This is a genomic window from Pseudomonas sp. ABFPK (assembly GCF_001586765.1).
In the GTDB taxonomy this organism is placed as follows: Bacteria; Pseudomonadota; Gammaproteobacteria; order Pseudomonadales; family Pseudomonadaceae; genus Aquipseudomonas; species Aquipseudomonas asiatica.
On sequence record NZ_LQXW01000012.1, the window covers coordinates 219,223 to 233,093 of the forward strand.

Genomic DNA, 13,871 nt, shown 5'->3' on the forward strand with positions numbered 1-13,871 from the left:
GGTGAGCTCGTGACACGCCACGATTTCTCGGGCCTGCCGCCAAGCTGGCGAGTGGCACGGACCACCCGCCTTAATCATCTTGTTATGCGCCGACCACGATCGGCTTCGCCAGGTTCGGACGCAGCGCATCGCCAGCACCAGCTGGAGCGACACCGGCCTCGAACTCGGACCGGAAGTATTTGATGGCACTGCCCAGCGGCTCGACGGCACCTGGTGCGTGAGCACAGAAGGTACGGCCAGGGCCGAGGAAGTTGACCAGGCCCAGCAGCGTCTCGATGTCTTCGGCGCGGCCCTGGCCTTTTTCCAGTGCGCGCAGCATCTTCACGCTCCACGGCAGGCCGTCACGGCATGGGGTGCACCAGCCGCACGACTCGCGGGCGAAGAACTCTTCCATGTTGCGCAGCAGCGAAACCATGTTGATGCTGTCGTCCACCGCCATGGCCAGACCGGTACCCATACGGGTGCCGACCTTGGCGATGCCGCCGGCGTACATCTGCGCGTCGAGGTGCTCGGGCAGCAGGAAGCCGGTACCGGCGCCGCCTGGCTGCCAGCACTTGAGCTTGAAGCCGTCGCGCATGCCGCCGGCGTAGTCTTCGAACAGTTCGCGGGCGGTGACGCCGAAAGGCAGTTCCCACAGGCCCGGGTTCTTCACCTTGCCGGAGAAGCCCATCAGCTTGGTGCCATGGTCTTCGCTGCCTTCACGGGCCAGCGACTTGTACCAGTCGTTGCCGTTGGCGACGATGGCCGGGACGTTGCACAGGGTTTCGACGTTGTTCACGCAAGTCGGCTTGCCCCACACGCCCACGGCGGCAGGGAAGGGCGGCTTGGAGCGCGGGTTGGCGCGGCGGCCTTCCAGCGAGTTGATCAGTGCGGTTTCTTCACCGCAGATGTAGCGGCCGGCACCGGTGTGCACGAACAGCTCGAAATCGAAACCGCTGCCGAGGATGTTCTTGCCCAGCAGGCCGGCGGCCTTGGCTTCCTCGATGGCGCGGTTCAGGTTCTTCGCTGCGGTGGTGTATTCGCCACGCAGGAAGATGTAGCCACGGTAGGCCTTCAGGGCGCGGGCGCTGATCAGCATACCCTCGACCAGCAGATGGGGCTGTTGCTCCATCAGCATGCGGTCTTTCCAGGTATTCGGCTCCATTTCGTCCGCGTTGCACAGCAGGTAGCGGATGTTCATGGATTCGTCTTTGGGCATCAGGCCCCACTTCACGCCAGTGGGGAAGCCTGCACCACCGCGGCCCTTGAGGCCGGAGTCCTTGACGCTTTGCACGATGTCGTCGGCCGACATCTGCGCCAGCGCCTTGCGGGCGGCAGCGTAGCCGTTCTTCGATTCGTACTCGGCAAGCCAGACCGGCTCGCCGTCGTCACGCAGGCGCCAGGTCAGCGGGTGGGTTTCGGCCGTGCGCGCGATGCGGTTGGCCGGGCCGAAGGAAGTAATGGTCATACGTAACCCTCCAGCAATTTGGAAACGCCAGCCGGCTGTACGTCACCGAAGGTGTCGTCGTCGATCATCAGCGCCGGGGCCTTGTCGCAGTTGCCCAGGCAGCATACCGGCAGCAGGGTGAAGCGGCCGTCGGCGGTGGTCTGGCCCAGGCCGATGCCCAGTTCGCTTTGAATCTGGCTGACCACGGATTCATGGCCGCCGATGTAGCAGACCATGCTGTCGCACACGCGGATGATGTGGCGGCCGACCGGCTGACGGAAGATCTGGCTGTAGAAGGTGGCGACACCTTCGACGTCGCTGGCCGGGATGCCCAGTACTTCGCCGATGGCGTGGATGGCGCCGTCCGGCACCCAGCCACGTTCCTTCTGGACGATCTTCAGGGCTTCGATGGACGCCGCGCGCGGGTCCTCGTAGTGATGCATTTCGTGCTCGATGGCCGAGCGCTCGGTTTCGCTCAGGGCGAAACGGTCTGTCTGGATAAGCGTGCTGTTCATGCTTAGCGGTCCACGTCAGCCATAACGAAGTCGATACTGCCCAGGTACGCAATGAGGTCGGCGACCATGCTGCCTTTGATCACCGAAGGGATCTGCTGCAGGTGCGGGTAGCTCGGGGTACGGATCCGGGTGCGGTAGCTCATGGTGCCGCCATCGCTCGTCAGGTAGTAACTGTTGATGCCCTTGGTCGCCTCGATCATCTGGAACGACTCGTTGGCCGGCATGACCGGGCCCCACGAGACTTGCAGGAAGTGCGTGATCAGGGTTTCGATGTGCTGCAGGGTGCGCTCTTTCGGCGGCGGCGTGGTCAGCGGGTGATCCGCCTTGTACGGGCCTTCCGGCATGTTGCGCAGGCACTGGTCGATGATGCGGATACTCTGGCGCATCTCCTCGACACGGACCATGCAGCGATCGTAGGCATCGCCGTTGTGGGCCAGCGGTACTTCGAACTCGAAGTTCTCGTAACCGGAGTAGGGGCGGGCTTTACGCAGGTCGAAGTCGCAACCGGTGGCACGCAGGCCGGCACCGGTGGTACCCCAGGCCAGGGCTTCCTTGGTGTTGTACGCGGCAACGCCGATGGTACGGCCCTTGAGGATGCTGTTCTGCAGGGCGGCCTTTTCGTACTCGTCAAGGCGCTTGGGCAGCCATTCGACGAAGTCCTTGACCAGCTTGTCCCAGCCGCGCGGCAGGTCGTGGGCGACGCCACCGATGCGGTACCAGGCCGGGTGCAGGCGGAAACCGGTGATCGCTTCGATCACGGTGTACGCGCGCTGGCGGTCGGTGAAGGTGAAGAACACCGGGGTCATGGCGCCGACGTCCTGGATGTAGGTACCCAGGAACAGCAGGTGGCTGGTGATACGGAAGAACTCGGCCAGCATCACGCGGATGGTGTCGACCTTCTGTGGCACCTTGATGCCGGCCAGCTTCTCGACCGCGAGCACGTACGGCAGGTTGTTCATTACCCCGCCGAGGTAGTCGATACGGTCGGTGTAGGGGATGAAGCTGTGCCAGGACTGGCGTTCGGCCATTTTTTCGGCGCCACGGTGGTGGTAGCCGATGTCCGGTACGCAGTCGACGATCTCTTCACCGTCCAGCTGCAGGACGATACGGAAGGCACCGTGCGCGGAAGGGTGGTTGGGGCCGAGGTTGAGGAACATGTAGTCCTCGTTGGCGCCCTGGCGCTTCATGCCCCAGGCTTCAGGGTTGAAGCGTGCCGATTCCTCTTCAAGCTGCTGCTTGGCCAGGGTCAGGCTGTAGGGATCGAACTCGGTGGCACGGGCCGGGTAGTCCTTGCGCAGCGGGTGGCCTTCCCAGGTGGGCGGCATCATGATGCGGCTGAGGTGCGGGTGGCCGGCAAAGTCGATGCCGAACATGTCCCAGACTTCGCGCTCGTACCAGTTGGCGTTCGGCCAGATACCGGTCACGGTCGGCAGGTTCAGGTCGCCTTCGCTGAGCGACACCTTGATCATCACATCGCTGTTACGCTCGATCGACAGCAGGTGGTAGAACACGCTGAAGTCGGCGGCTGGCAGGCCGCGGCGCTGGGTGCGCAGGCGCTCGTCGACGCCGTGCAGGTCGTACAGCATGCTGTAGGGCTTGGCTACGCCGCGCAGGAAGCTGAGCACTTCCTTGAGCTGCTCGCGCTTGACCCACAGCACGGGCATGCCGGTGCGGGTTTCCTGGGCGACGAATGCTTCGGCGCCAAAACGATTGTGCAGTTCGACGACCACATCCTGGTCGTCAGCCTTGTAGGGCGGAATGAAAATAGCGTTGTCCGCTGTCATGGTCTCGGTCGCTTTGGGTCAACGTTAAGAATGAAGCCAGGCCGCCGGCTCCAGGGGAGCGGGCGGCAGGTCGCTGGATCAGACTTCGTCGGGGCTGCGCAGGTTGGTTACTGCAATGCGCTGCTCACGACGCAGGTCTTTCTGGGCTGGCATCTCGGCACGGTAAATACCTTGATCACCAACAACCCAGGAAAGCGGGCGTCGTTCTTGGCCGATCGACTCCTGCAGCAGCATCAAGCCTTGCAGGAAAGCCTCAGGGCGTGGCGGGCAGCCGGGCACATAGACGTCCACGGGGAGGAACTTGTCGACCCCCTGAACGACCGAGTAGATGTCGTACATGCCGCCGGAGTTGGCGCACGAACCCATGGAAATTACCCATTTCGGCTCGAGCATCTGCTCGTACAGGCGCTGGATGATCGGCGCCATTTTGACGAAGCAGGTACCGGCGATGACCATGAAGTCGGCCTGACGCGGCGATGCCCGGATGACTTCGGCGCCGAAGCGGGCGATGTCGTGGGGTGCCGTGAAGGCCGTGGTCATTTCCACGTAGCAGCAGGACAGGCCGAAGTTGTACGGCCAGAGGGAGTTCTTGCGACCCCAGTTGACCGCGCCACGCAGCACATCTTCAAGCTTGCCCATGAAGATGTTCTTGTGGACCTGGTCCTCCAGCAGTTGATCGGTGACGGTTTCCCGTTCACCGACCGGGTACTGCTCGTTGGGCGCATCCGGATCGATTCTGGTGAGATTGTATTGCATGCCAAAGCCTCATTGTTTCAGCTTCGCTTGCCGCTTGCGGCGACCTTCGGGAGCCCAATCAAGTGCCCCGACGCGCCATAGGTAGACAAGACCAGCCAACAGAATTGCTATGAAAACGAGTGCTTCGACGAATCCGGTCCAGCCGCTTTCGCGGACGGACACAGACCATGCAAAGAGAAAGAGGGCTTCGATATCGAAGATCACGAACAGCATCGCGACCAGATAGAATTTGGCGGACAGGCGCAGGCGGGCGCTGCCGACGGGCAGCATGCCGGATTCGAAGGGTTCGTTCTTGGCGCGGCCCCAGGCCTTGCTGCCGAGCAGGCTGGAAAGGCCGAGCATGAAGGCGCACAGGCCGACGACACCCAGGAGGAAGATGGCAAAGCCCCAGTTGTGGGCGATGAGTCCTGCCGAATCGGACATGCTAGAGATCCTTATACAGAGACCCAGCTCTGCAGTCTGAAATAAGTGTAGAGCGGCGACCTGGTGTCGCACATGCAGTGACCAAATGTCGCAGCTGAATCAATCGCGCTGATTTTATGGGTAAACCCCGTGCAAGTAAAATTTCTGTAGCAAATTTATTCGTAGGATTAAGTACAAAAGCCGCTTGTAACTGGCTGAAAGCCTTGAGATTCGGGCATTGCGTGCGGTTTTGTTAATTATGTTTCCTGCGAATGGTAACGAATTGCAAGTTTAGAAATGATAATTAATATCATTTGATCTGATGTCTGATATTTCCGTTGTTCTGTGTCTTGTAAAGTTCATCTGGCGATTCCCCCTACTTGCAAATGCGAAAAACGCCTGTTCTAGCAGCTTCTGACGCCGCTTGCCCCGCCCTGGGTCAATACTTTACCGATTGAGCTATGACTGGCTGATGAAGCGATCGCCCACTGGCCGAGCCAGTAGGTAAGGATGATCAGGTACGGTGCGGCGGCGAACGGGCTGACAAAGCGGTCGATACCGATCAGGCTGTCGGAGAGCACGAACAGGCAGGCGCCGAGCGCGGCGAGCCCGCCACGCGCCAGGGCGCGCCAGAGCATGGCGCTGATGGCCAAGGCATAGAGCACGACCGGGATCAGCAGTGGGCCGAGGCCGTGGCTGGCCAGTACGCCGAGCAGAGTGATGCCGGTGATGCCACTCAGCAGCAGTGCGGGCAGGGCTGGGCGCAGGGTCTGGCTGCAATAGGCGCTCAGGTAGGCCAGGTGGGCGCAAAGGAAGGCAGCCAGGCCGAACACGAACAGGTCGGCGGGGATGGCCAACAGGATGTCGCCGAGTACCGAGAGTGCCAGGCCGAGGGTGATCCACTGGCGATAAGGTGTGGCAGAGGTGCTGCGCAGCCAGGCGATCAGGGTCAGTACCGGGATCGGTTTGGCCAGGAGGGCAAGCAGGGTACTGTCGCTGGCCAGTGCATATATATAGAGTGCGGCGGCGGTCAGGGCGAGAATCATCAGGTGGTTTGGACGAAGCATGGGCAGTCCTTGCGGCTGTGCTGCCTCAAGCATAGACCTGATCGTGGGGGTTGTTGGTTATGGTTTTGTATTGTGTGAGGGCTGCCATGGGTATGGCGAAAGGAATGCAGCGCCTGTGGGATCGAGCGCCGCCCGCGCGGCGCTTCGCAGCACAAGGCTGCTCCTACATTTGTTTCGGGCCAATTTATCCTGAAGCAAAGGCGCGCGGCCCCTTGGCGTCCACCTCGATATCGTGTCGGACAAACAAGGCGTTCGCGTGCTCTGGCACCGGCGTTACTGGCCAGAAACAGATGTAGGAGCAGCCTTGTGCTGCGAAGCGCCGCGCGGGCGGCGCTCGATCTACGCAGCACCGCAAAAACCAAGGCAGGCACCTCGCCGCTGTTCGGCGCTAACCTGTTGTTCGTGAAAGTGGTGGTGCAGGAAAAAACAAAGGCCCGGGGCTTTAACAGGCCTCGGGCCTTTCTTCAGCAGCAACCCACTATCAGTGGAACTGCTCTTCCTCGGTCGAACCGGTCAGTGCAGTCACCGACGATGCGCCACCCTGAATCACGGTGGTCATGTCGTCAAAGTAGCCAGTGCCCACTTCCTGCTGGTGCGCCACGAAGGTGTAGCCTTTGTTGGCGTCAGCGAATTCCTGCTCCTGCAGCTTCACGTAGGCGGTCATGTCGTTGCGGGCGTAGTCGTGCGCCAGGTTGAACATGCCGTGCCACATGTTGTGGATGCCGGCCAGGGTGATGAACTGGTGCTTGTAGCCCATTGCCGACAGCTCGCGCTGGAACTTGGCGATGGTCGCGTCGTCCAGGTTCTTCTTCCAGTTGAAGGAAGGCGAGCAGTTGTACGACAGGATCTGGTCCGGATACTCCTTCTTGATCGCTTCGGCGAAGCGGCGGGCTTCGTCCAGGTCCGGCTTGGCGGTTTCGCACCAGATCAGGTCGGCGTACGGCGCGTAGGCCAGGCCGCGGGCGATGGCCTGGTCGAGGCCGGCGCGTACCTTGTAGAAGCCTTCACGGGTGCGCTCGCCAATCACGAACGGCTGGTCGTACGGGTCGCAGTCGCTGGTCAGCAGGTCGGCGGCGTTGGCGTCGGTGCGGGCCAGGATGATGGTCGGCACGCCCGATACGTCAGCTGCCAGGCGCGCGGCCACCAGCTTTTGCACGGCTTCCTGGGTCGGTACCAGTACCTTGCCACCCATGTGGCCGCATTTTTTCACCGAGGCCAGCTGGTCTTCGAAGTGCACACCGGCGGCGCCTGCTTCGATCATGTTCTTCATCAGTTCGTAGGCGTTCAGCACGCCACCGAAACCGGCTTCGGCGTCGGCCACGATCGGTGCGAAGTAGTCGATGTAGCCATCGTCGCCCGGGTTCTTGCCGGCTTTCCACTGAATCTGGTCGGCGCGGCGGAAGGCGTTGTTGATGCGCTTGACCACGGTCGGTACCGAGTCGACCGGGTACAGCGACTGGTCAGGGTACATGGACTCGGCCGAGTTGTTGTCGGCGGCAACCTGCCAGCCGGACAGGTAGATGGCCTGGATGCCGGCCTTGACCTGCTGCACTGCCTGGCCGCCGGTCAGGGCGCCCATGCAGTTGACGAAATCTTTTTCTGGGCGGAAGGACGGGTGGGCACCTTCGGTGACCAGCTTCCACAGTTTTTCTGCACCCAGGCGGGCCAGGGTGTGCTCCGGCTGCAGGGAGCCACGCAGGCGAACGACATCAGCGGCGGTGTAGGTACGGGTCACGCCTTTCCAGCGCGGGTTCTCGGCCCAGTCTTTCTCGAGGGCTGCAATTTGCTGTTCGCGTGTCAGTGCCATGGAAATAAACCTCGTCGCATCGATCTTGGGGTAATTGTGCTGATGCTCGGAGCAGATCAGGAGCTGGCGGCTGTCCTGTTCGCAGGAGTGCGGCGGCGAACGCGAAGGCTCGAAGGGGAAGGGTGTGCAGGCCAGGCGAAAGGGTGCTCCGGCAGGTCGGCTCGTGGTTGCCTTGCTGCGGTGCTACGCGATTGCCAGTACTGCGGTGATGCGCTTCCGTCCCTCGGGACAACTTCTTCGTTGCAGTCGCAATCCCGTCGAACCGCCTTGTGGGCCGTATAGACACGAGACGCCTCCAGGGGTGGGAGGAGCGCGCCTCGAAGGCCCTTGCCAGGGCCCCTGATTAGCGGGAGCGAGGCCATCATGCCCTTGGGAAAAAGACCCTGTCAAATGTTTTGTAGTGCTTTTTTTCACTTACTACATCTTTGGTCTAATACGACTTGGCAGTCAGTTTCAAGGCCTTTGGTCGAGGCCTTGAATTGCCTGGGATCAGTCGAGAAGGTCGACTTTGACGCGTAAAGTCATGTTTTCACCCCGTTGGGTGATGTAACTGTGGCTTGAGGCGCTACGGTCGGCTTGGCTCTGCTGGTTGTAGCCGGCCAGGGTGATCCATTCTCCGAGCTTGCCAGTGATTGTCGTGTCGGTGCTTTGCACTTTCACTACATCAGCACGTTCCTGGCTGATACGGTCATTATTGGTGCTTATTTGCAGACGAACCGTATCGCCACTCAAGCTGGGGGTGACGTAGAAACCCTGGGTCACGTTGCGGTATTCGGTATTGCTCTGAATGCGCCCGTAGCCGTCGGTGCTGGTGCTGGTGATCGGGATGCTCTGGCCAATCTGGATCAGCGCCGGCTGGCCTTCGCTGGCCTGAATCTGCTGCATGCCGCCGTCACGGTTGCTGGTGCCATAGTGGATGACGCGCGCGTTGCCACGGTTGTCCTGGAAGTTGCTGTCGTTGTTGTCGACGCTGATCAGCAGGCGCTTGGGTGCGGTATCCAGTTGTTGCAGCAGGGTGCGCAGGTCGTCGATGCGTTCGGGGCTGGCGTTGACGATCAGCTTGTTCTCGAAGGCGCTGACCGTGCCGTCCTTGCCGATGAATGCCTGGGCGGCGGGCAGCAGTTCGGCGCTGCTGCGGTGTTGTAGCGGCAATACCTCGGTGGCGGCCTGGGCGGTGAGGCTGGCGGCCAGCAGCAAGGCGGCGAATAGGGGGCGTAGCGGCATGTCCATGATCTCCGCAGGTGGAATGTTCATGATGGCAAATTTGCCCAGCTTCTGCTGGTTTCACGTTACAGAACCCCTTGAGCGGTGGCCGCTGTCAGACAAATTCCGTAACATCGCGCCCCTTGTTTTTGTACCGTCCGCCCGGATTGCCTCACAGGATGCCCATGAAACCCGCCCGACTTCGCGCCGACGTGCTCGCCGGCCTGACCACCTCGTTCGCCTTGGTGCCCGAGTGCATCGCCTTTGCCCTGGTGGCTCACCTGAACCCGCTGATGGGCCTGTATGGCGCCTTCATCATCTGCACCCTGACGGCGCTTTTCGGTGGTCGACCGGGGATGATTTCCGGTGCCGCCGGCTCGATGGCGGTAGTGATCGTTGCGCTGGTGGTGCAGCACGGTGCGCAGTACCTGCTGGCCACGGTTTTGCTGGGCGGCGTAGTGATGATCCTGTTCGGCTTGCTGCGCCTGGGCAAGCTGGTGCGGTTGGTGCCGTACCCGGTGATGCTCGGCTTCGTCAACGGCCTGGCGATCGTTATCGCCTTGGCCCAACTGGAACACTTCAAGGAGGGCGGGCACTGGCTCAGCGGTACGCCGCTGTACCTGATGATTGGACTGGTGGCGCTGACCATGGCGGTGGTCTACGTGCTGCCGAAGTTGACCCGTACGGTGCCGCCAGCGCTGGTGGCGATCCTTGGCGTTGGTTTGCTGGTGTACCTGCTTGGCCTGCCCACACGCACCCTGGGCGATATGGCGCGCATCGCCGGTGGCCTGCCGCAGCTGGCCCTGCCGGACGTGCCGTGGAACCTCGAGACCCTCAAGATCATCGCCCCTTATGCGGTGCTGATGGCCATGGTCGGCCTGCTTGAGACCCTGCTTACGCTCAACCTGACCGATGAAATCACCGAGAGCCGTGGCTACCCGGACCGCGAGTGCGTGGCGCTGGGCGCGGCCAACATGGTTTCCGGCCTGTGCGGTGGCATGGGTGGTTGCGCGATGATCGGCCAGACCATGATCAACCTCAGCTCCAATGGCCGTGGTCGGCTATCGGGGGTGGTGGCCGGGATTATGGTCTTGCTGTTCGTGTTGTTCCTGTCGCCGTTGATCGAGCGTATTCCGCTGGCGGCGCTGGTCGGGGTGATGTTCGTGGTGGCGCAGCAGACCTTTGCCTGGGCGTCTTTGCGGGTACTGCACAAGGTGCCGCTGAGCGATGTGCTGGCGATCATTGCGGTGACCGTGGTCACCGTGTTCACCGACCTGGCCGTGGCGGTGCTGTTCGGCATCGTCATTGCGGCGGTGAACTTTGCCTGGCAGCATGCGCGGGAGCTGTATGCCGACAGCCATGAGGATGCAGAGGAGGGCAAGCATTACCAGGTGCATGGCACGCTGTTCTTTGCCTCGACTACGGTGTTCCTGAACCAGTTCGACCCGGCTAACGACCCGGACAAGGTGACCCTGGATTGCCAGCATTTGAGCTTTGTCGATTATTCGGCGATTGCGGCGTTGAAGACCTTGCGGGAGCGGTATGCGAGGGCGGGCAAGCAACTGCGGGTGGTGCATTTGTCCGAGCGCTGCAAGAAGCTGCTGAAGCGGGCTGGGGAGCAGCACTGAGAAGGGTTTTTGCCTGTGCTGGCCTCTTCGCGGCTAAAGCCGCTCCCACAGGGAACGCATATCCCCTGTAGGAGCGGCTTTAGCCGCGAAGAGGCCAGCACAGGCGAACGAATCACTCCCCGCGGTTCTTCTTGACGATGGCATCGGCAATGCTCGCCGGTGCCTCGGCATAACGGGTGAACTCCATCGAGAAGCTGGCCCGGCCCTGGGTCATGGAGCGCATCGAGGTGGCGTAGCCGAACATCTCGCCCAGCGGCACCTCGGCACGGATCACCTTGCCGGCCGGCGTTTCGTCACCGTCCTGGATCATCCCGCGGCGCCGGCTCAGGTCGCCGAGGATGTCACCCTGGTACTCCTCCGGGGTCACCACTTCCACCTTCATCACCGGCTCCAGCAACACCGCCCCACCTTTCTGCGACAGCTGCTTGGTGGCCATCGAGGCGGCGATCTTGTAGGCCATTTCGTTCGAGTCGACATCGTGGTACGAGCCGTCGAACACCGCCGCCTTCAGGTTGATCAGCGGGTAGCCGGCCAGCACGCCGTTCTTCATCTGCTCCTCGATGCCTTTCTGGATAGCCGGGATGTATTCGCGTGGGACCACGCCGCCAACGATCTCGTTGATGAACTCCAGGCCTTCCTTGCCCTCGTCGCCGGGGGCGAAGCGGATCCAGCAGTGGCCGTACTGGCCCCGGCCGCCGGACTGGCGGACGAAGCGGCCCTCAATCTCGCAGGTGTTGCGGATTTTCTCTCGGTAGGCCACCTGTGGCTTGCCGATGTTGGCTTCGACGTTGAACTCGCGGCGCATGCGGTCGACGATGATGTCCAGGTGCAACTCGCCCATGCCCGAGATAATGGTCTGGCCGGTCTCCTCGTCGGTGCGCACGCGGAATGACGGGTCCTCCTGGGCCAGCTTGCCCAGGGCGATGCCCATTTTTTCCTGATCGGCCTTGGTCTTTGGCTCCACCGCCACGGAAATTACCGGGTCGGGGAAGTCCATGCGCTCGAGGATGATCGGCTTGTCCATGTCGCACAGGGTGTCGCCGGTGGTCACGTCCTTCATGCCGATCAGCGCGGCGATGTCGCCGGCACACACATCCTTGATTTCAGCCCGCTGGTTGGCATGCATCTGCACCATGCGGCCGATGCGTTCCTTCTTGCCCTTGACCGAGTTGAGCACCGCGTTGCCGGAGCTGAGCACGCCGGAGTAGACCCGGGCGAAGGTCAGGGTGCCGACGAACGGGTCGGTGGCGATCTTGAATGCCAGGGCCGAGAACGGCTCGCTGTCGTCGGCGTGGCGCTCCAGGTGCTTTTCTTCGTCATCCGGGTCGGTGCCCTTGATGGCCGGAATCTCCGACGGGGCGGGCAGGTAGTCGATGACCGCATCGAGCATCAGTGGCACGCCCTTGTTCTTGAATGACGAGCCGAGGATGGTCGGTACGATTTCGTTGGCGATGGTGCGTTGGCGCAGTGCTGCCTTGATTTCGTCGACGCTCAGTTCCTGACCTTCGAGAAACTTCATGGTGAGCTCGTCATTGGCCTCGGCCGCTGCCTCGACCATGTGCGCGCGCCACTCGTCGGCCAGCGCCTGCAGCTCGGCAGGGATGTCTTCTTCGCGGTAGCTGGTGCCCTGGTCGGCATCGTTCCAGTAGATGGCCTTCATCTTCACCAGGTCGATCTGGCCGATGAAGTTCTCTTCACTGCCGATGGCCAGCTGGATCGGCACCGGGTGGTGGCCCAGGCGCTGGTCGATCTGCTTGACCACGCGCAGGAAGTCGGCGCCCTGGCGGTCCATCTTGTTGATGTAGGCCAGGCGCGGCACGTGGTACTTGTTGGCCTGGCGCCATACGGTCTCGGACTGCGGTTCGACCCCGTCCGCGCCGCTGAACACCACTACCGCGCCATCGAGCACGCGCAGCGAGCGCTCCACCTCGATGGTGAAGTCGACGTGGCCTGGGGTGTCGATGATGTTGAAGCGGTACTTGTGGGCGAACTGCTTGGTCGAGCCCTGCCAGAAGGCAGTGGTCGCCGCCGAGGTGATGGTGATGCCGCGCTCCTGCTCCTGGGCCATCCAGTCCATGGTCGCGGCACCATCGTGCACTTCGCCCATCTTGTGGTTGACCCCGGTGTAGAACAGGATCCGCTCGGTGGTCGTGGTCTTGCCGGCGTCCACGTGGGCGACGATACCGATATTGCGATACAGCTCGATGGGCGTTGTACGGGCCATGGCGGACTACCTGCGGATGAGCGGATTCTCCCACGGTAGCAGAACGGGAGAATCCTGCTTTACCGCCGGGCCGTCAGTCGGCCTGGGCTTGCAGCAGCCACTGGCCATCCACTTCGCGGGCCAGGCCGCTGGCTGGCAGCAGGGCCAGCAGGCGCGTGTGCAGGGCGGCTTCGGTGAAGGTCTTGAGAGTGACCAGGTCCAGTGCGCCGATCAGGTTGAGATCGGCCTTGGTGTACGAAAGCCAGGCCTTTTTCAGGGCCTGGGCGACGTCGCTGCCGGAGGTGCTGGCAAAGCGGCGGTGCCATTGGCGGCCGTCGAAGGTGAAGGTGTGGGCGTGACTGTAGGTGCCTTGGTCGCCCTTTTCGGTGCAGCGATGGCAACGGCACGGGCCTTCGCCGAAGGCGTTGCGCAGGTAGCTGTTGAAGTCCACCACGGGCTTGAGGGACAGGCGTTTGTCGACTTCGAACAGGTCGGCGATCAGGGGTTCTTCGGCGCTCACTCGGGATCCTCGTGTGGTGTGGCGTGCATCGGCGGGCACCCTAACAGATCGGGGCATTCAGATCACCTTTTGCAGGCCCGGCCTCTTCGCGGGTAAACCCGCTCCCACAGGTACTGCGCAGGCCTTGGGCAATGTGCGGTCACTGTAGGAGCGGGTTTACCCGCGAAGAGGCCAGTAGAGACAATGGAGATCACCTGCCGTACTCTACGCGCCCATACGCCTACACACCCACAGAGGTAACCCGCTTGAGCACCAAGTACCCGTACATCGCCACCATCACCATCAGCGCCGAAGACCGCGGCGGCGACACCGAAGCCTCGGAAAACCCAAACATGCGCGTTGGCCTGGAAGCGGTGACCGAAACGCTGAAGAAGGTGCATTTCGTCGGTACGCTCGCAGCCCCCGAAAAGAACGCCACGCACATCTGCGTGACCCTGGAAAACGGCCTGACTTACTACGGCCCGATCGTCAACGGCCACGCCGAACTCGAAGGCGGCTGGATTGCCTTCGAGTCCGACATGCTCACCCCGCAGGAACTGGGTCTTTAAGCCCCGTTCTTC

Annotated in this window: 12 protein-coding genes; 2 read left to right on the forward strand and 10 right to left on the reverse strand. The window is 62.1% G+C overall.

The window, feature by feature from the left end; genetic code table 11:
• Positions 1-82: 82 nt before the first annotated feature.
• The 8 genes from nuoF to WM94_RS10205 all read right to left on the reverse strand — a co-directional run bounded on the left by nuoF (position 83) and on the right by WM94_RS10205 (position 8,981).
• Entirely contained in the window at positions 83-1,447 is a 1,365-nt protein-coding gene (nuoF, locus tag WM94_RS10170; protein ID WP_025339923.1) for an NADH-quinone oxidoreductase subunit NuoF, read from the reverse strand.
• On the reverse strand, positions 1,444-1,941 hold the full coding sequence (nuoE, locus tag WM94_RS10175; RefSeq protein ID WP_003251433.1) for an NADH-quinone oxidoreductase subunit NuoE: 498 nt from the start codon (positions 1,939-1,941) through the stop codon (positions 1,444-1,446). Before nuoE ends, nuoF begins: the two co-directional genes overlap by 4 nt.
• Before the next feature lie 2 nt (positions 1,942-1,943).
• On the reverse strand, positions 1,944-3,725 hold the full coding sequence (nuoC, locus tag WM94_RS10180; RefSeq protein WP_013973384.1) for an NADH-quinone oxidoreductase subunit C/D: 1,782 nt from the start codon (positions 3,723-3,725) through the stop codon (positions 1,944-1,946).
• 78 nt (positions 3,726-3,803) lie between these two features.
• Positions 3,804-4,481, reverse strand: a complete 678-nt coding sequence (locus tag WM94_RS10185; RefSeq protein WP_003251429.1) for an NADH-quinone oxidoreductase subunit B family protein — start codon at positions 4,479-4,481, stop codon at positions 3,804-3,806.
• Positions 4,482-4,490: 9 nt separating this feature from the next.
• Positions 4,491-4,904 carry an NADH-quinone oxidoreductase subunit A gene (locus WM94_RS10190; RefSeq protein WP_003251427.1) on the reverse strand — a complete coding sequence of 138 codons (414 nt, stop codon included), beginning with the start codon at positions 4,902-4,904 and terminating at the stop codon, positions 4,491-4,493.
• 383 nt (positions 4,905-5,287) lie between these two features.
• Complete coding sequence (locus WM94_RS10195; protein WP_061551105.1) at positions 5,288-5,950, reverse strand: lysoplasmalogenase; 663 nt, start codon at positions 5,948-5,950, stop codon at positions 5,288-5,290.
• 481 nt (positions 5,951-6,431) lie between these two features.
• Positions 6,432-7,757, reverse strand: coding sequence for an isocitrate lyase (aceA, locus tag WM94_RS10200; protein ID WP_013973380.1), 1,326 nt, complete (start codon positions 7,755-7,757; stop codon positions 6,432-6,434).
• Between the two features lie 489 nt (positions 7,758-8,246).
• Complete coding sequence (locus WM94_RS10205; protein WP_061551188.1) at positions 8,247-8,981, reverse strand: secretin N-terminal domain-containing protein; 735 nt, start codon at positions 8,979-8,981, stop codon at positions 8,247-8,249.
• A 164-nt stretch (positions 8,982-9,145) separates the two neighbouring features.
• Between WM94_RS10205 and WM94_RS10210 the strand changes: the two genes are divergently transcribed.
• Positions 9,146-10,588 carry a SulP family inorganic anion transporter gene (locus WM94_RS10210; RefSeq protein WP_061551106.1) on the forward strand — a complete coding sequence of 481 codons (1,443 nt, stop codon included), beginning with the start codon at positions 9,146-9,148 and terminating at the stop codon, positions 10,586-10,588.
• A gap of 112 nt (positions 10,589-10,700) precedes the next feature.
• Here the strand turns inward: WM94_RS10210 and fusA are convergent, their stop codons facing one another.
• The gene (gene fusA, locus WM94_RS10215; protein WP_013973378.1) at positions 10,701-12,812 is read right to left on the reverse strand and encodes an elongation factor G; all 2,112 of its coding nucleotides are present in this window, start codon (positions 12,810-12,812) and stop codon (positions 10,701-10,703) included.
• A 73-nt stretch (positions 12,813-12,885) separates the two neighbouring features.
• Positions 12,886-13,311: a hypothetical protein gene (locus WM94_RS10220; RefSeq protein WP_061551107.1), complete on the reverse strand. Its 426-nt coding sequence runs from the start codon at positions 13,309-13,311 to the stop codon at positions 12,886-12,888.
• A gap of 245 nt (positions 13,312-13,556) precedes the next feature.
• Between WM94_RS10220 and WM94_RS10225 the strand changes: the two genes are divergently transcribed.
• Positions 13,557-13,859 (forward strand): hypothetical protein, encoded by a 303-nt coding sequence (locus WM94_RS10225; RefSeq protein ID WP_061551108.1) that lies wholly within the window; start codon positions 13,557-13,559, stop codon positions 13,857-13,859.
• Positions 13,860-13,871 lie beyond the last annotated feature (12 nt).

What these genes read in the sequence shown, in the direction of transcription:
- nuoF (WP_025339923.1), bottom strand. Translation starts at nt 1,447, where the DNA reads ATGACCATTACTTCCTTCGGCCCGGCCAACCGCATCGCGCGCACGGCC.
- aceA (WP_013973380.1), bottom strand. Translation starts at nt 7,757, where the DNA reads ATGGCACTGACACGCGAACAGCAAATTGCAGCCCTCGAGAAAGACTGG.
- WM94_RS10185 (WP_003251429.1), bottom strand. Translation starts at nt 4,481, where the DNA reads ATGCAATACAATCTCACCAGAATCGATCCGGATGCGCCCAACGAGCAG.
- WM94_RS10195 (WP_061551105.1), bottom strand. Translation starts at nt 5,950, where the DNA reads ATGCTTCGTCCAAACCACCTGATGATTCTCGCCCTGACCGCCGCCGCA.
- nuoC (WP_013973384.1), bottom strand. Translation starts at nt 3,725, where the DNA reads ATGACAGCGGACAACGCTATTTTCATTCCGCCCTACAAGGCTGACGAC.
- nuoE (WP_003251433.1), bottom strand. Translation starts at nt 1,941, where the DNA reads ATGAACAGCACGCTTATCCAGACAGACCGTTTCGCCCTGAGCGAAACC.
- WM94_RS10190 (WP_003251427.1), bottom strand. Translation starts at nt 4,904, where the DNA reads ATGTCCGATTCGGCAGGACTCATCGCCCACAACTGGGGCTTTGCCATC.
- fusA (WP_013973378.1), bottom strand. Translation starts at nt 12,812, where the DNA reads ATGGCCCGTACAACGCCCATCGAGCTGTATCGCAATATCGGTATCGTC.
- WM94_RS10210 (WP_061551106.1), top strand. Translation starts at nt 9,146, where the DNA reads ATGAAACCCGCCCGACTTCGCGCCGACGTGCTCGCCGGCCTGACCACC.
- WM94_RS10205 (WP_061551188.1), bottom strand. Translation starts at nt 8,981, where the DNA reads ATGCCGCTACGCCCCCTATTCGCCGCCTTGCTGCTGGCCGCCAGCCTC.